The sequence below is a fragment of the Cetobacterium sp. 2G large genome (assembly GCF_014250655.1).
Classification (GTDB): domain Bacteria; phylum Fusobacteriota; class Fusobacteriia; order Fusobacteriales; family Fusobacteriaceae; genus Cetobacterium_A; species Cetobacterium_A somerae.
This window is the reverse complement of record NZ_JACHTH010000007.1, coordinates 656,868-674,163: the sequence shown is the minus strand read 5'-3', so window position 1 is coordinate 674,163 and position 17,296 is coordinate 656,868. Positions and strand designations below refer to the sequence as shown.

Genomic DNA, 17,296 nt, shown 5'->3' with positions numbered 1-17,296 from the left:
CTCATAGACTTCTGCTTCTATTGAATGAAAATTTAAATTTTTAGCTACAGAAATTCTATGATTTCCATCATATACATAATATTCCTCTCTAACTTTATATAAAATAACTGGTGGTAAACTTCCACTTTCTAAATATTTTATATAAACTGAACTCCACCTACCTTTAGACTCTTCTCTTAATGGATTAAAATCTTTATCAAAATCCTGTGCTTTTTCAACAGTTCCAACAATTTTTACAACGGGAACTTCTTTTACACCTAAATAAATTTTATTAGAAAGTTGATTCTCTTTTTCTACTACACTAAATTCCTTTATTTTTCTATTTTCTCTATCAAAAAAATTAAATCTAGTTTTTCTCAAAGCCTTTTTAAAGGCTATTTCAGCTTCTTCTTTATCTATATCAAATTTCATTTTTCCTCCTAGGAGAAATCCAAATCTAAGACCTTATATCCAAATACATTTATTATTCTTGTATTTTCAAATTGGCCCTCTTGAATCTCATGGTGACTTTTTAAATGGATATGTCCATGTAACCAATATTTTGGCTTTAAAAGATCAATTGCTTTTCTATAACTATTAAAACCTTTATGTATTGGATCATCACCTTCGTTTATCCCCCCAATAGGTGAATGACTAATAACTAAATCAACTGTTTTAAACATTGTTTTAACATAACTTTTCATAACCATAAAAAAAACATCTTTTTCGCTATATTGATGTGCTCCCATTGAATATCTTTGACTTCCATCAAATCCAACAATTTTTATTCCTTTTACCGTACAATTTTCTCCTCCATCTATATTTTTACAAAAACTTATATCGTGATCCCCTGCGTATATATGGTTTCCATTAACATAAACTAGCTCTTTGTTTAAAACAGTAAAAAGGTAATCTAAATATTTGTTACTAACATCTCCACAAGATATTATTAATTCTATATCTTTGAACATCTCTTTTAAAATTTCAGGAGAATATCTCTCCAACGTTGCTTCATCACTAACTGCAAGTATCTTCATTTTTCAACTCCTAATTTTTAATAGACAAAAACTACCATAAATATATGGTAGTTTTTATTTATATTAAATTCTTTGAGGGGCGATTTTCCAAATTTCTTTTGCATATTCATCTATTGTTCTATCTGATGAAAACTTACCACCATTTGAAATATTTATCCAAGCTTTCTTTCCCCAATTTTCTCTATTAGAAAACTCTTTATTTATTCTCTCTTGTGTTTCTCTAAATGCTTCAAAATCTTGTAGCACAAAATATTGATCTGGTTTGTGCCAAGAAGCTCCTTTTAATAATGAATCGTATAATTCTTTATAAAGTCCTGTTCCTTCATCATTTAGTGTCCCGTCTATTAGAGCATCTACAACTCTTTTTAATCCAACTGTATTTCTATAAGGAATATTTGGATTGTATCCCTCTTTTTTAAACTTTTCTATATCTTCAACTTTCAATCCAAAAATATAGTTGTTCTCTATTCCAGCCTCTTCAACAATTTCAACGTTAGCTCCATCTAAAGTTCCAAAAGTTAAAGCTCCATTTATCATAAATTTCATATTTCCAGTTCCAGAAGCCTCTTTTCCAGCTGTTGATATTTGTTCTGATATATCCGCTGCTGGGAATAAAAGTTGAGCAGCTGAAACATTGTAATTTTCTATAAATACAACTTTTATCATATCTTTAATATCTTTATCATTATTTATAAGATTTGCTACCTCATTGATTAATTTAATTGTCCCTTTAGCTCTCATATATCCTGGAGCAGATTTTGCTCCAAATATATATGTTACAGGATGAATTTCTAAATTTGGATTCTCTTTTAATCTATAATATAAATCTAAAATATGAAATATATTTAGAAGTTGTCTCTTATATTCATGTAATCTTTTTATCTGAATATCAAAAATTGAATCTGGATTAATTTTTATTCCTTGAGTTTCTTCAATATATTTTGCTAATTGTTTTTTCTTTTCTAATTTTATATTTAAGAAGTTTTCAATAATCGATTTATCTGCTGAATATTTTTCTAAATTTTTCATTTGAGAAAAATCTGTAACCCATCTATCTCCAATTAATTCAGTTATTAAATTAGATAATTCTGGATTACATTGAAGTAGCCATCTTCTTTGAGTTATTCCATTTGTTTTATTTAAAAATCTTTCTGGAAACAGCTCATACCACTCTTTTAACTCTATATGCTTTAAAATATCTGTATGCAGTGCTGCAACTCCATTAGTCGCAAAAGATCCATATATAGCAAGCCATGCCATGTGTATTAAATCACCTTGGATTATTGACATTCTTTCTCTCTTAGCTCTATCATTTGGATATTTTTCTTCTAAAAGATCTAAAAATTGAAAGTGAATTCTTTCTGTTATTTGAAATATTCTAGGAACTACCTCTTCATAAAGTCCAATCCACCATTTTTCCAATGCTTCTGATAATATCGTATGGTTTGTATATGCAAATGTTTTCTCTACAATTTTCCATGCATCTTTCCATAATAGACCCTCTATATCACATAAAATTCTCATAAGTTCTGGTATTGCAATTACTGGATGAGTATCATTTAGTTGGATTGATACAAATTCTGGTAATTTTCTAAAATCAGTTCCATGTAATCTCTTAAATTTTCTTACTATATCTTGTAATGATGCAGATGTAAAGAAATACTGCTGTTTTAATCTAAGTTTTTTCCCCTCGTTTGTTGAATCATTAGGGTATAAAATTCTAGATATATCCTCTGCTTCATTAACTTCCTTTAAAGCTTTATCATAATTTTGATCATTAAAAGCCTTTAAATCTAACTCATTTATAGATTTAGCTTCCCATAATCTAAGAGTGTTCACATTCTCAGTTCCATACCCTATTATTGGCATATCATAAGGAACTGCTCTAACTTTACTATCACCAAATTCAACTATAACTTCATCAAATGGTCTACATATTGTCCAAACATCACCATATTTTAACCAAGTTTCTGGAGTTTCAATTTGGAATCCATTAACTATTTTTTGCTTAAAAATTCCATTTTTATATTTAATTCCATATCCCTGTCCTGGTAAATCTAAAGTTACTAAAGAGTCCATAAAACATGCAGCTAGTCTTCCAAGTCCACCATTTCCTAAACCTGCGTCCTCTTCGGCGTCTTCAACTATATTTATATCTAATCCAAGTTCTTTTAATATCTCTTTTACTTCTTTTTCAACTCCTAAATTTATCAAATTATTTCCTAGAGCTCTTCCCATCAAAAATTCTGCTGAGAAATAAAATGCTTGTTTACCACTTTCATATTTTTTTCTAGTTTCTAACCAATTTTTAGAAATTGTTTCAATTAAAGCCTTACTCAGTCCTTGGTAAATTTCAAAAGAGTTTGCCTCATCTATACTTTTATTAAATAAAATTTCTACCTGTTTTTCTATTCTACCTTTTAAAAGATTTTTCTCAATTAGCATATTCTATTCTCCTCACTTATTATTTTTCATTTAATTTTTTCATAAGTTCTTGAATCTCTAACTCTTTTTTCTCTAATTCAGCCTTTAATCTAGCTTTCTCTTTTAATTGCTTAATTATCTCATCTTTATTGTTTATCTCATTGCTTAGTTTATTATTTTCAGCCTTTATATTTTTTAATTCTGATGCTTCTTGCGTATTAGATTTAACTATTTTTTTATTCACTTTAGTTTGTAATAATTGATGTACTTCTTTAGAATTAACACCATTTCCAAAATATATATTTGGTGTTATTATTGGACCTTTTTTAGAATCAAGATTTATAGGAATAATCATTTGTGCATAATCTCTTGTTAATTTTTCTCCTTCAAATAAAGATTTATCAATAAAGATATCTTGAGAACTTGTTGAACTTCCAAATAAAACTTTTAAATTGTCAACAGGAACTAATTTTGCTGATGTAGATTCTCCTGGTCTTAAACCAAAGTCTAAAGCTTTTGTATAGAATCCTTTAGATTTTTCGTTTACATCAAAAAGTCTTTGCTCTTTTCCGTTAAATCCTATATATTTTGTATCTGACCAATTTATAAAAATAACGTCTTTAGATATATTTTTTATTGAAACATCAATACTATCTTTATTAAATGAAATATTCATAAAAAATTTGTCTGTTGATATCTCATTATTTTTTAATATTAATGGATAATCCCTTGAAGTAGTATCCTTCACACCATATATTTTAACTCCTTGTTCTTTTACTATAGAAGTATTTTCTTTTATTGGTGTTGTTAGTGTACAACCTGTTATTACAACTGTCGATAATAAAGCTCCTAAAAAAAATAGATTTTTCATCTAACTCCCCTCTCTTTTTAAAAATCTAATGTTATTATTTTATTGATATCCTTCCCAAATCTATTTTCTAATTTCATTAAGTGAATATCATTTTTTATATGTTCAGTAACTATATTAATTAAAAGTTTATTTTCAGAATATGTTCCACAAAATTCACCTTCATAGTTACTAGCAATTATTGCTGCAAATAAATCAACAGCTACCATAATTCTTTTTTCTGAATTAGTTATATTAAAATTAAAACTATCTCTTATATATGTTTCAACTCCAAGACTATCGTAATCTATTTTATTAAAACTAAATAGTATAACTCTAACACCCTTTTCTTTTAATCTTTTGAAGTCTTTTTCAAATTCAAATAGATCTAAATTAGTATTTATATACACAATTTTTTCAGCTCTTTTTAAGATATTTCTAAATCTATCTTTAACATCTTCAAATGAGTTTAAATTATAAAATTGTTTTTGTTTGCCACTAACTTCAACTTTATTAAGTTCATCTTTTAAAAATTTTGTGGCTGTGCTTACCTCTTTTTTATAATTTTCAAAAAGCTCATTTAAATCAATTGCTTCATATAAAGTTATCTCTTTATCTAAATATGAGTTTATATACCCTTTTTTTTGTAAAATATCTAAGTTTTGATAAACTGTTGTTCTAGGGTAACCCAAAGCTTTTGCGATTTGAGATCCATTAGATCCTGGGTTTTTTATAAGTTCTAAAAATACCTCAGCCTCTTTTCTTCCAAATCCGATTTTTTCTAAATTTTCTAAAATTTTTTCATTTTCTATCAAAATATCCTCCTACTCTTTAACTCCTCCAACAGTTAATCCACCTACAAGATATCTTGATAGACTAATAAACAGTATTACAACTGGTACACTTGTTATTAGTGCAGCTGCTGAATATGTTCCCCACTCTGCACTAAAAGAACCTTGAAGATTAACTAGTCCAACTGGTAGAGTTAACTTTTCTGCTGATGTTAAAATTATTCTTGCTATTACAAACTCAGACCATGCTGTCATAAAAGAAAATAAAGCAGTTATTGCAAGGGCTGGAGTTGAAACTGGCAACACTATTTTATACATAACTTGCCAAACTTTGCAACCATCAATATATGCACTTTCTTCTAATGATTTAGGTATTGTATCAAAATATCCCTTTAACATCCAAACTGAAAAAGGTACAGACACTGCTACATAAGGAATTAGTAATCCTAAAAAGCTATTCATTAATTTCAATCTTACTAATATTATGAACATTGGTAACAATAACATTGGTGCTGGAAACATCTGTGTTACTAAAAATGTCATCATACCAACTTTTCTTCCCCAAAATGAAAATCTAGAAAATGCATATCCTGCAGTTATTGATATAAATACTCCTATTATAGCTGTTAATGTTGAAATAATAAGAGAGTTTTTTAACCAAATTAAAAGATCCGTTTCAAATATGGCTTTTCTGAAGTTATCTAAAGTAGCATCCTCAGGTATTATTCTTAAACTTGTTGAAAACAATTGGTCTCCCGGTCTTAAAGCTACAGATAAAACATTTAATAGGGGATATAAAGTTATCAAACAAAAGATTATTAATATTGTGTAAATTCCAATTATTTTCTTCCAACTGTCATTTTTCTCAAAATGAATGTTCTTTTCAATCATCTTGACTCCTCCTTAAAAATATTGCTCTTTCTTACATATATTACAGAGAATACAAGTAAAAATAGGAATATTAATACTGAATACGCTGCTGCAAATCCATATCTATAGAAATTAAATGCCAATCTATAAACATCTGTTACTAATATCTGTGTTTCTTTGTTTCCATATCCACCAGCTAAAATGATTATGATATTTAACATATTAAACGTCCAAATTGTTCCTAATATAATTGCAGGTGTTAGAGTTGGCTTTAATAGAGGTAGTGTTATATCTTTAAATTTACTCCAAGGACTAGCACCATCTATGTCAGCTGCTTCATATAATTCCGCTGGAATTGATTGTAATCCTCCCAGTGTTATCATCATCATAAATGGAAATCCCAACCAAATATTTGTTATTATTGCTGCATAAAAAGTTAGCTTTGGATCACTTAACCAAGGTAGATTTTGTATTCCAAACCAACCTAGCATTAAATTTATAGCTCCAAAATTTTGATTAAACATACCTTTCCAAGTAAGAGCTGCTATATATTGAGGCATTGCCCAAGGAATTATAAGAAAAACTCTCAAAATAGATTTTCCTGGTAGTTTTCTATTCAGTAATATTGCTAAAAATAATCCAATAGTTACATGAAAAAATACGTTTACAAAAGTCCAAATTATAGTTCTAATAAAAGTTGCTAATACTTCTGAATCTTGAAATACTCTAATATAATTTTGTAATCCTACAAAACCTGGATTTTTAAATGTTCTTAAACTCATATTTGTTAAAGATAACCAAAATCCATAGCCTAAAGGATAAAATACCATTATTGCCATCACTATAAAAGCTGGTGCTATAAATAAATATGGTGTATTTTTACCTACTAGTCTTCCTTTTCCACTCATAATCGTCTCCTTTTAATTTTAGAGGTTGGATAAAATCCAACCTCTCAATTTAATTACTCACCTTTAATAATTTTAATTCCGTCTACTGCATCTTTTTGCATCTTTTTAGCTGCATCTTCTGGAGTCATTTTTCCATTTAAAACAGCTTCTAAGTTCGGTCTCATAGCATCCCAGATAGCTCTCATTTCTGGCACAACTGGCATAGGAACAGTATATTTAATTGTTTCAATTGAATCTTGCATTAATTTATCGTTTTTAACTTGTGGCAATTCTCTAGCTGCCTCTATTCCTGGAGCTTGTGATTGATTTAAAGAAATTTCTGCATTTATCTCTGGAGAGAAAATATAATCAAAGAACTTATTTAAAGCCTCTGTTTTCTTATCTGATGTATTTTCTGATAATGAATATCCTTTAGATGCATTTGTAAATAATGCATAACCATTTTTTGAAGGAATTGGCATAGGAGCTACTCCCAAGTTTATTCCAGCATCCTCGTATTCTTTCCAAGACCATGCTCCATTTAATATCATAGCAGCTTTCTTTTGTTTAAACAGTTGAGAAGCAATATCGTAATCCATTCCTGCTTCTCCTAAGTCATACTTTGCTCTAATATCTCTTACAAAAGTTAAAGCATCTACCATAGCTTGGTTATCTAGATTAGGATTATTTTTGCTATCAAAAATTTCTCCTCCAAATCCATTATAGAATCCTACAAACCAAAATGGTTCTTTTTCATTATATAGGAATCCATATTTAGAATTAGCTTTGTCCTTTGCGTCTACAGCTCTATTTGCCTGTGCTATTTTTAAAAACTCTTCCCAATTTTTTGGTGCATTAGCTACCATATCTTTATTGTATAAAAGAGCTATTTGATTTCCTAAGAATTCTGGTAGTAGATATAATTGATTATCATACATACCACTTTTTAAAGCTCCTTCATTAAATTTTTGAATTAAATCCTTAGATACAACTTTATCAATTGGCTTGATTAAATCTGAAACCATAAAAATTCCTATATTATCATTTGGACCATAAACTATATCTGGACCCTGACCTGCTAAAGATGCATTTTGAAACTGAGTTCTTAAATCTTCATTGGAATAATGAACTACATTTACCTTAACATCTGGATTCTTTTTCATAAATTCATCAACTATTTTTATGTAAGTAGGTCTTACTGCTGGTTCCATCTGTTCCCATAAAGTTATTTCAGTGGCTTTACCTAAAGCTATTGTTGAAAATAATGTTCCTGCTGCTAAAACTAATAGCGGTTTTTTTAAAATGTTTCTCATTTTACCCCTCCTTGATTTTTGTTGTACTTTAAATACAACAATATTATTACCTCATTTTTTAACAATAGTCAATAGTTTTTTTAAAAAAATATGTACTTTTTTTTATTTTTATGTTTTTTTTAAGAAATTTTAGTTTTATTATTGACAAATTAAAAAAAATGTTATAAATATATTGGTATGAAATGTTGTATCAGTTTTACAACAAACAAAAAAATAAAATACAGGGGGAGTCAAATTTATGAAAATTAACAAAATTCTTACACTTTTATCTTGTATCATCCTTGCTGGAACAGTTGGAGAAAAAACTTTTGCCAAAGAGGTAGTTCAAACTCCTGAAGTTGTTACAGCTTCTTATGATGTATCTGCTTTAGAGGATAGAATTGCTAAATTAGAGTATAATCAAGAGCATCCAAGTTTTGAATTTCATGGATATGGTAGATCTGGACTTCTTTTAAATGCAAATAATGATTTAAAAAAAGGAAAAGTATTTAATAAAAATGGAGTTGGAAGACTTGGTAATGAAAGCGATACTTATATTGAAGCTGAATTAGTTAAAAATTTCTACCTAGACAATGGTTCTTGGTCTAAATGGCATATCATGTTTGCTAAAGGAACTGATGATTATAACGATTGGAATGAAAATGTAGCTCTTAGACAAGCTTATGCTGAAATGGGAAATCTTCCAGTATTTTCAGGAGCTTTCAAGGAATCTGTAATCTGGGCTGGTAAAAGATTCTATAATAGAAGAGATATTCATATAACAGATTTCTATTTTACTGATTATTCAGGAACTGGAGCTGGAATAGATAATATAAAAATTGGAGATGGAATGTTAGATTTAGGAGTTATAGCTAGAGATTACGATAGTTATGATTCTGTTGGTCCTGTTACTAATTCTTCAAAAGAGGATGGTTTAAATGTTGTAAATTTACTTGCTAGATATGATATTGGATCTTGGGAGTTCGACTTAGGAGCTGCTTTTTCTAAAGATAATGAAAATAGAACTATAAATAACCAAAATGGAGATTATAATACATATAGTGCCGCTGATTACGGATTACAACTGGGAATATTCTATAATACACCTGGATATTACTGGAGTGGTAAAGGTTTCTCGAAAATTTTTGCACAAGTTGGTTATGGACTTAATGCAGGAGATGGTTTAGGAACCGCTGGTAGAGGAGCAGAGAAAAATTTAGATGATGCACTATCTGCTAGACTTGGTACTTTTGGAGTTTTACCTATCAATGAAAAGTGGGATTTATTTACAACAGTTGTTGCTCAACATAATAAAAATAGTAAATTTAATTACAATGCAACTCTTTTAGATCCTCAAGGAGACTCTTATTCGGTTGATGTTGATGGTCTTAAATCAACTTGGGTTAGCGTTGTTGCTAGACCAGTTTATAAAATCAATGAAAACTTTGAACTTCAATTTGAAGCTGGTTACTACTATGTGACAGAAGAAAAAGATAACGGTAATGATGTAGATGGAAACCTTTATAAGCTTACATTTGCACCAACATTTAAGTTAAATTCAAATGACTTCTGGGCTAGACCTGAAATTAGAACATTTGTTACTTGGGCTGGATGGGATAATGACTATCAAAAAGCTTTCCAATCTGATTTAAACTCTTACAGTGGAAAAAATGGAGTAAATGTTGGAGTTCAAGCAGAAGTTTGGTTCTAATATAATATATTTTATATAATAATTCCCTTTTGAGGCACCTTCCTCCCGTTGGTGCCTCATTTACAATAAATTAAAAGTGAGGTATTTTCATGAAAGATAGATCAAGCGGTATTCTTTTACATATAACATCACTACCTGGCGACTATGGAATTGGTGATTTTGGAAAATGTGCCTATGAGTTTGTTGATTTTTTAGAAAAAAGTCATCAAAAATATTGGCAAATTCTTCCAATGGGAATAACTGGCTACGGTGATTCTCCTTATCAATCTTTCTCTGCTTTTGCAGGTAATCCATATTTTATAGACTTAAATTCTTTAATAGAATTAGATATCTTAACTAAAGAGGATCTTAAATCCTTATCTGAATTAAATACTATATCAAATATACAATATGATAAATTATATACAGATCGATATAAAGTTTTAAAAAAAGCCTTCTTAAACTTTAAAAATAAAAATTTATTATACACTTTAAATAATTTTAAAAATAAAAATATTTGGTGGCTTGAGAACTATGCCCTTTACATGGCTATTAAAGATAAATTCAACGATAAATCCTGGTTAGAATGGCCTAGAGATTATAAATTTAGAGATAAGAAAACTTTAAAAAAAGCTAAACTTGAGCTTCAAGATGAAATTAACTTCCATATTTTTTTACAATATCTATTTGACAAGCAATGGAATGAATTAAAATCATATGCTAACAATAAAAGAATAAAAATTATTGGAGATATTCCTATTTTTATAGCTACTGATAGTGCTGACACTTGGGAAAATCCTAATATGTTTTGCTTTGATAAAAAGTTACAACCTACAAAAGTTGCTGGATGCCCTCCAGATGCTTTTAGTGCTGATGGGCAATTTTGGGGAAATGTATTATATAACTGGAAATATATTGAAAAAAATAATTTTAAATGGTGGATTAAAAGAATCAAAAGTTGTTTTAAACTCTACGATACAGTTAGAATAGATCACTTCAGAGGTTTTGAATCTTTTTGGTCAATTCCTGCTAAAGCAAAAACTGCTAGATTTGGAAAGTGGGAAAAAGGGCCTGGAATGAAATTATTTAATGCTATTAAAAATTCTTTAGGTAATTTAGATATTATAGCGGAAGATTTAGGATTTTTAACTCCTAAAGTTTATAAACTTTTAAAAGATTCAGGTTTTCCTGGAATGAAGATATTAGAGTTTGCTTTTGACTCAAGGGAAGAAAGTGATTATCTACCACATAAATATCCTAAAAAAAGTATTGCTTACACTGGTACTCATGACAACCAAACTGTCGTTGGATGGTATGAAACTATAAACAAAAAAGATAAAATATTTTGTGATGATTATCTTGATAATTTTTTAAAAGATAAAAATATTCAAGATAATTCCATTAATTGGAAGTTTATTGAGGCTCTTTGGAGCTCTAATTCACAACTTGTTGTAGCTCCTATGCAAGATTTTTTAGGTTTAAATGATTCTAGTAGAATGAATACACCTTCTACCCTAGGAAACAACTGGATTTGGAGAGTTGATAAATCTTTTTTAGATAGCAATCTTTCTCAAAAAATATCTATTTTAACGAAAAAGTATAATCGATAAAAAAAGTGAGATTAAAAATCTCACTTTTTTAATATTACATTAATATAATCATCTTGATTACTCATTTCTAAAATATCAAAATCAGTAAATCCAACTAAATCCATTAACTCTTTTTCCGTGAAACAAGTATTCCATCTTCCCTCTTTAAAATAATCTTTTTCCCCAAATCTAAAAGAAAGATAAAGCAATCCTTTTTCAACTAAAACCTGATAAAATTTATTTAAAACATAATATAAATCCAATCGATCCAAATGTAAAAGAGTATCTAAAGCCCAAATACCTATAAATCGTTCTCGATCTTTTAAACCGCTCATAGTTTTAACAATACTTTCTTTTGCTATAACCTCATAAATTTCATCATTACTCTTAGAATCTACTTTTAAATGTTCAACATTGTGACCTTTTTCTAGAAAAAAGCTATTTATAATATCCTCTTTAGGTTTTAATGTTAAAATTTTTCCATGTTTTAGTAATTTTTTTTCAAAGTTATTAACCTCTTCTAATTTGATACTCGTCCCGTCATACAAACAACCTCCTTATTTTTAAACTCTCCCTAGTTTTATATACAAATTTCTTATGGTTTTTCCTTGCTTTATATGTTAAAATCCCTATAAAGTTTTATGGAGGGAATATGATTAACTTTAAAAATATAAGTCTAAAATTTAATGATAAAATTATTTTAAATAACTTTAATTTAATTGTAAATGCTGGAGAAAAAATACTAATCTCTGGAGTTTCTGGAAAAGGAAAAACTACATTACTTAAACTTTTACTTGGTTTTAGTACTCCTAATTCTGGAAGTATCTTAGTAGATAATTTAGAATTAAATGAACAAACTATTAATATTATTCGAAATAAAATTGGATATATGCCTCAATCCACACCTTTTTTAAATGTAAAAGTTGAAAAATTAATACATACTATTTTTAATTATAAAGAAAATTTAAAAACTAAACTAGACATGAGTATTCTTATACAAACTTTAAAAGAATTTAATTTAGATTCTAATATTTTATCTAAAAATATAAATCAACTTTCAGGTGGTGAAAAACAAAGGTTAGCTTTTGTTATAATAATTTTATTAGATCGAAAAATTTGGATTTTGGATGAAATAACCTCTTCTTTAGATCAAGATATGAAAGAAAAAGTTATAAATTATATTTTAAATACAAATAAAACGGTTATTTTAGTTTCTCATGATAAAACAGAATCTTTAAATAATTTTAGGACGGTGATTCTTTAATGGCACAAGATATATTTTTACCTAATCTACTTTATTTTGCTATTTTTTTAATTCCTATCTTTTATATTATGAATTATCTTGAAATAAATATGATTTCTAATGTTATAAAATCTATTCTTAGAATGTTTATCCAACTTATGTTAGTCGGTGTTTATCTACATTATATTTTAACACTCAATAATTCATGGATTAATTTAGCATATTTAACTCTTATGACCTTTGCATGCACTTTTACAATTGTAAGAGACGTTAAAATAAGAGATAGTAAATTTTATATAATCGTTGCTGTATCTACTATTATTCCTTTAATTCTTAATATGTTTATATTTTCAGAACTTTTATTACATTTAAAAGATCCTCTTGATGCTCTATATTTAATACCAATCTCTGGTATGATTTTAGGAAATACTCTAAACGGAATGATTGTAACTATAAATGACTTTTTAAATAATTTAAAACTTAACGAAGAAAGCTACCTTCTCTCTTTATCATTTGGAGCCACTAAATTTGAAGCACTAAAACCATTTATAGCAAATGCCATAACTTTAGCTTTTAAACCTTCTGTTGCTACTATGGCAAATGTTGGATTAGTTTCTCTTCCTGGTATGATGACCGGTCAAATTTTAGGAGGATCTCTACCTATTGTTGCTATAAAATATCAAATTGCTATAATGATTGCTCTTTTTGTCTGTAGATTTTTATCTTCTTTTATTTTACTTTATTTTTGCTCTCTATATTTTTTTAATAAATACTCAATATTTACATTAAAGATTAAAGAATAGGTGATATTTATGGCTGAGAAAAAAGAGTTTGGTTTATTTGGACTTATCGGTGTTGTAATTGGCTCTGTTATTGGTGGCGGAATTTTTAATATCTCAAAAGAGATTGCAAAAACCTCTTCTATTGGAGCCGCTTTAATTGGTTGGACAATATCTGCTTTAGGCGTATTTTTTATAATAAAAATCTACCAAAGACTTCTTTTAAAAAAACCGGATTTAAACAATGGAATATATGAATATGCTCGTATTGGCTTTGGACCTTTGGCTGGATTTTTTTCCGCTTGGGGATATTGGTTGGCTTGCGTTATTAGTAATGCTAGTTATCCTGTTCTTATAGTACAAACATTAAGTTATTTTTTTCCATCTATTGTAGGGGTAAAAACACCACAAGGATTTATTTTAGGCACATCTCTTCTTTGGCTAATTTCATATATTATTATGAAAGGAATTAAAACTTATAATTTTTTCAATTTTTTAGCTACTTTTGGTAAAGTTTCAGCAATTATTATGTCTATTTGCTTTATGTTTATTTTTTTTAAATATAAGATATTTTCTTTTGATTTTTGGGGGACTTTAAACTATAGGGGTGATATTTTTGTACAGATTAAAGGGTGTATGCTTCAAACCTTATGGGCTTTAATTGGCGTTGAAGGAGCAGTTGTCATCTCGGGAAGAGCAAAAAATAAAAACGATGTTAGTCAAGCTACTTTTATTGGTTACTTTATAGCACTTTTTTTATATATTTTTATAGTTGTGCTTAGCTATGGAATACTTCCTGCAGAGAAGCTCCAAAATTTAAAAGATCCTGCTTTAGCCTATATTTTAGAGGCTATTATTGGTAAATGGGGTGCAATTTTTATTAATATTTCTGTTTTAATTTCTATATTTGGAGCTTGGATTACATGGACTATTATAGCTGCCGAAATTCCATATAATATATCTATGGATAACCTATTTCCAAGTTTTTTAAAAAATTTAAATGTTAATGGTGCTGCTAGTAATGCTATAATTTTCAATGCTTTCATTAAGCAGCTTGCTTTTATGGTGTCTCTTTTTTCAAGCAATGTATATCTTATAATTACAAATTCTGCTGCTGCACTAATGCTTTTACCTTATATTTTTTCTATCTTATTTTTATTAAAAATTTCATCATTTAAAAATGAGAAAAAATATATTCTATATGGAACTTTAGCTATATTTTATTGTTTTTGGATGGTGTATGCTGCTGGAAAAATATATATTATTCAAACACTTCTTATCTACTTAACAGGTTTACCACTTTTTTTATATAAAAAGTATGAATCCTCTACTAAATAGTAGAGGATATTTTTTCATTTTTTCTTATTATCTCCTCAGTTAGATTAGATATATTATCCATTATGTTAACTTTTAAACTTCCTGTTCCTATAAAGTTTTTTTCTGCTAATTCTCCAGCTATTCCCATTGATAATACTCCACCTACTGCACTAACTAATGAGTTATTTTTTCCACCTAAAAATGCTCCTATTAAAGATGAAATCATACATCCTGTTCCTGTAACCAGCTCCATTTTTTTATGACCATTCATTACTTTAAAAACTATTTCTTGATTTCCAATATAATCAATTTCTCCAGTTATAGCTATAACTGAATTAAATTTTTTAGCTGCAAGCTTTACTAACTTTTCTCCACTGTCATCCTTTTCTAAAGAATCTACTCCCCTACTCAAAGAGTCTATATTTAAAATTGACTTTATTTCAGCCATATTCCCTTTTATTACTGTAAATTTTATCTCTTTTAATAATGCATTTACAAGATTTTTTCTGGCCTTTGTGGCTCCTACTCCCACCGGGTCTAAAATAATTGGTTTTTTTAACTTATTAGCAATTTTTCCAACTTCCACTGCCATTGTCTCCATACTTTTATCCATAGTTCCTATATTTAAAACTACACTTGATGAAAATTCAATTATTTCTTCAATCTCTTCTATACAAAACGACATTAATGGTGAACCTCCAATAGCTAAGGTTATATTAGCACAATCATTTATAGTTACTGTATTAGTTAAATGATAAACCAATGGTGTTTTCTCCTTAGTATTTTTTAAAGCTAATACAACCTCATCAACTAACTCCTCTTTCATGATATTCTTATTCAAAATCAACACCAGCCTTTTTATAAATATCTACAAAATGTCCTACTGGTCCTACTCCCTCTCCTATAGAAAAAGAGTTTTTTATTGCATCTGTTATGTATCTTTTTCCTATTTTTACTGATTCCTCGATAGAATAACCTTTTCCTATATAAGAAGCTATCGTTGAAGATAATGTACACCCTGTACCATGGGTATTTTTTGTTTCAAACCTCTCACCTAAAAATTTAACAATCTCATTCTCTTCTGTTAAAAGTATATCTGTACAGTTATCCTCTCTATGTCCACCTTTTATCAAAACATTTTTAGCACCTAATTTTTTTATTTTTTTAGCCGCTAAAATCATCTCTTCTTCAGACTCTATTTTCATATCTGCTAAAATTTCTGCTTCTGGAATATTTGGTGTTACTAGAGTTCCAATTTTTAAAAATTCTTTTAATGCTTCTATTGCTTCCTCTTTTAAAAGATAGTAACCACTTTTAGAAACCATAACTGGATCTATAACTATATTTTTTCCATTAACATTTTTTAAAGTTTCATAAACAACTTTTATAATTTCACTACTAGATAACATTCCTATTTTAACTGAACTTATCTCTATATCTTCATATAAAACTTCTATCTGTTTTTTTATAATATTCAAGTCCACCTCTTGAACTGCAAAAACTCCCATACTATTTTGTGCTGTAATTGCAGTTATGACACTCATTCCATATACACCTTGAGCACTCATAGCTTTTAAATCTGCCTGAATTCCTGCACCACCACACGAATCAGATCCTGCTATAGTTAAAACTTTTTTCATTTTTTACCTCCTAGAATTTTTGCATAAAAAAAGCTATCCCTAAAATAGGGATAGCCAAATTATAAATTATAGTTGTATTCTTAACTAAAAAATATTGTATTTTGCTACTTCCCTACGCTAGAATTAACTAGATCAGGTTCGAAGGGTCAGTTTTTTAACTTCTCAGCCTTTTGGCTCCCCTAGTAAACTTTTTTTATTCTTTTAAACACAATATACTATATTCTATTATTAATGTCAACCATAGCCATCTCTTTTAACTTAGTTCTATATGACAGAATTCTTTTCTCCCAACCCTTTCCATATAGCTCCCAACTAGTTAAACTTTTATAATAATTTATTCTTTCTTCTGTTATAAGATCTATAAACTTTTCATGATCTTGAACTGAATTTATAACAGCTATTGTTTTACTTCCTAAAACTCCATCTACAACTATGTTTTCTGAAGGTTTATATCTTTTTAAAGCTCTTTGAGTTATAACAGCTCCTGCATTATATCCACCATTAAAAAATATATCAAATATCATCATTTGTGAATACGAGTGCTTAACCTCATTCAATCGATACTCTGTTAAAAGATGCTCGGCTATTTCTCTAGCTTGCCCCTCTGTAAGAGATTTTATTTCATAATCTTTATTAAATTTTTTATTGTACTCAATTAATAAAAAATTTCTTATTCCATATTTAGAAAGTTCCTTTTGTGTTTTTACAAGTTTATCCCCCTCGTGAGACAACACTTCACTTATTATAATCTCTCTAATTTTTGTATCCTCATATCCAAAAGTGACTGTAGAATACAATAACGTAATTATAATTACAAATTTTTCTAGCATACTCTGATTAGTTTCCTCCCTGTATATTTAAATAGTTTAATAACTTTTTAAAAACAGGATATATTATATCATAATTTTGAC

At 28.3% G+C, this 17,296-nt stretch carries 17 protein-coding genes and 1 riboswitch; of the genes, 5 read left to right on the top strand and 12 right to left on the bottom strand.

The annotated features are described in order from the left end of the window. From H5J23_RS13785 to H5J23_RS13750, 8 genes are all read right to left on the bottom strand, one after another. On the bottom strand, nucleotides 1–411 hold a 411-nt coding region (locus H5J23_RS13785; protein ID WP_185892826.1), incomplete at its 3' end, for a ParB N-terminal domain-containing protein. Nucleotides 412–419: 8 nt separating this feature from the next. Then, nucleotides 420–1,016 (bottom strand): metallophosphoesterase family protein, encoded by a 597-nt coding sequence (locus tag H5J23_RS13780; RefSeq protein ID WP_023049671.1) that lies wholly within the window; start codon nucleotides 1,014–1,016, stop codon nucleotides 420–422. Between the two features lie 63 nt (nucleotides 1,017–1,079). Beyond that, nucleotides 1,080–3,461, bottom strand: coding sequence for a glycogen/starch/alpha-glucan phosphorylase (locus H5J23_RS13775; RefSeq protein ID WP_185892824.1), 2,382 nt, complete (start codon nucleotides 3,459–3,461; stop codon nucleotides 1,080–1,082). Nucleotides 3,462–3,480: 19 nt separating this feature from the next. Next, entirely contained in the window at nucleotides 3,481–4,311 is an 831-nt protein-coding gene (locus tag H5J23_RS13770; RefSeq protein WP_185892822.1) for a hypothetical protein, read from the bottom strand. Between the two features lie 17 nt (nucleotides 4,312–4,328). Further along, a complete protein-coding gene (locus tag H5J23_RS13765) occupies nucleotides 4,329–5,102 on the bottom strand; it encodes a TrmB family transcriptional regulator (protein ID WP_023049674.1) in 774 nt (257 codons plus the stop codon). A 9-nt stretch (nucleotides 5,103–5,111) separates the two neighbouring features. Further along, the gene (locus tag H5J23_RS13760) at nucleotides 5,112–5,969 is read right to left on the bottom strand and encodes a sugar ABC transporter permease (protein WP_023049675.1); all 858 of its coding nucleotides are present in this window, start codon (nucleotides 5,967–5,969) and stop codon (nucleotides 5,112–5,114) included. Beyond that, on the bottom strand, nucleotides 5,966–6,856 hold the full coding sequence (locus H5J23_RS13755; protein WP_185892820.1) for a carbohydrate ABC transporter permease: 891 nt from the start codon (nucleotides 6,854–6,856) through the stop codon (nucleotides 5,966–5,968). Before H5J23_RS13755 ends, H5J23_RS13760 begins: the two co-directional genes overlap by 4 nt. A 53-nt stretch (nucleotides 6,857–6,909) precedes the next feature. Further along, nucleotides 6,910–8,148, bottom strand: a complete 1,239-nt coding sequence (locus tag H5J23_RS13750) for a maltose ABC transporter substrate-binding protein (protein WP_023049677.1) — start codon at nucleotides 8,146–8,148, stop codon at nucleotides 6,910–6,912. A 238-nt stretch (nucleotides 8,149–8,386) separates the two neighbouring features. Here H5J23_RS13750 and H5J23_RS13745 point away from each other — a divergent pair, with 238 nt between their 5' ends. Both H5J23_RS13745 and malQ read left to right on the top strand, forming a co-directional pair. After that, nucleotides 8,387–9,838: a carbohydrate porin gene (locus H5J23_RS13745; RefSeq protein ID WP_023049678.1), complete on the top strand. Its 1,452-nt coding sequence runs from the start codon at nucleotides 8,387–8,389 to the stop codon at nucleotides 9,836–9,838. A gap of 89 nt (nucleotides 9,839–9,927) precedes the next feature. Next, nucleotides 9,928–11,427 carry a 4-alpha-glucanotransferase gene (gene malQ / locus H5J23_RS13740; protein ID WP_185892818.1) on the top strand — a complete coding sequence of 500 codons (1,500 nt, stop codon included), beginning with the start codon at nucleotides 9,928–9,930 and terminating at the stop codon, nucleotides 11,425–11,427. 20 nt (nucleotides 11,428–11,447) lie between these two features. Here the strand turns inward: malQ and H5J23_RS13735 are convergent, their stop codons facing one another. Beyond that, nucleotides 11,448–11,954 carry a hypothetical protein gene (locus tag H5J23_RS13735; protein WP_023049680.1) on the bottom strand — a complete coding sequence of 169 codons (507 nt, stop codon included), beginning with the start codon at nucleotides 11,952–11,954 and terminating at the stop codon, nucleotides 11,448–11,450. Between the two features lie 104 nt (nucleotides 11,955–12,058). On the opposite strand from H5J23_RS13735, the gene H5J23_RS13730 reads away from it, so the two are divergent. The 3 genes from H5J23_RS13730 to H5J23_RS13720 are packed head-to-tail and all read left to right on the top strand — an operon-like array spanning nucleotide 12,059 to nucleotide 14,766. After that, complete coding sequence (locus H5J23_RS13730) at nucleotides 12,059–12,670, top strand: ATP-binding cassette domain-containing protein (RefSeq protein WP_023049681.1); 612 nt, start codon at nucleotides 12,059–12,061, stop codon at nucleotides 12,668–12,670. Next, nucleotides 12,670–13,452, top strand: a complete 783-nt coding sequence (locus tag H5J23_RS13725; RefSeq protein WP_023049682.1) for an ABC transporter permease — start codon at nucleotides 12,670–12,672, stop codon at nucleotides 13,450–13,452. Before H5J23_RS13730 ends, H5J23_RS13725 begins: the two co-directional genes overlap by 1 nt. Before the next feature lie 9 nt (nucleotides 13,453–13,461). Then, nucleotides 13,462–14,766: an amino acid permease gene (locus tag H5J23_RS13720; RefSeq protein WP_185892816.1), complete on the top strand. Its 1,305-nt coding sequence runs from the start codon at nucleotides 13,462–13,464 to the stop codon at nucleotides 14,764–14,766. Here the strand turns inward: H5J23_RS13720 and thiM are convergent. The 3 genes from thiM to H5J23_RS13705 form a co-directional block, all read right to left on the bottom strand. After that, on the bottom strand, nucleotides 14,759–15,586 hold the full coding sequence (thiM, locus tag H5J23_RS13715; protein WP_221892839.1) for a hydroxyethylthiazole kinase: 828 nt from the start codon (nucleotides 15,584–15,586) through the stop codon (nucleotides 14,759–14,761). The two genes, H5J23_RS13720 and thiM, sit on opposite strands and share 8 nt — an antisense overlap. Then, the gene (gene thiD / locus H5J23_RS13710) at nucleotides 15,579–16,385 is read right to left on the bottom strand and encodes a bifunctional hydroxymethylpyrimidine kinase/phosphomethylpyrimidine kinase (RefSeq protein ID WP_185892814.1); all 807 of its coding nucleotides are present in this window, start codon (nucleotides 16,383–16,385) and stop codon (nucleotides 15,579–15,581) included. Before thiD ends, thiM begins: the two co-directional genes overlap by 8 nt. Before the next feature lie 92 nt (nucleotides 16,386–16,477). After that, nucleotides 16,478–16,576: riboswitch (TPP riboswitch) on the bottom strand. Nucleotides 16,577–16,600: 24 nt separating this feature from the next. Beyond that, nucleotides 16,601–17,215 carry a putative peptidoglycan-binding domain-containing protein gene (locus tag H5J23_RS13705; RefSeq protein ID WP_185892812.1) on the bottom strand — a complete coding sequence of 205 codons (615 nt, stop codon included), beginning with the start codon at nucleotides 17,213–17,215 and terminating at the stop codon, nucleotides 16,601–16,603. Between the last annotated feature and the right edge of the window lie 81 nt (nucleotides 17,216–17,296).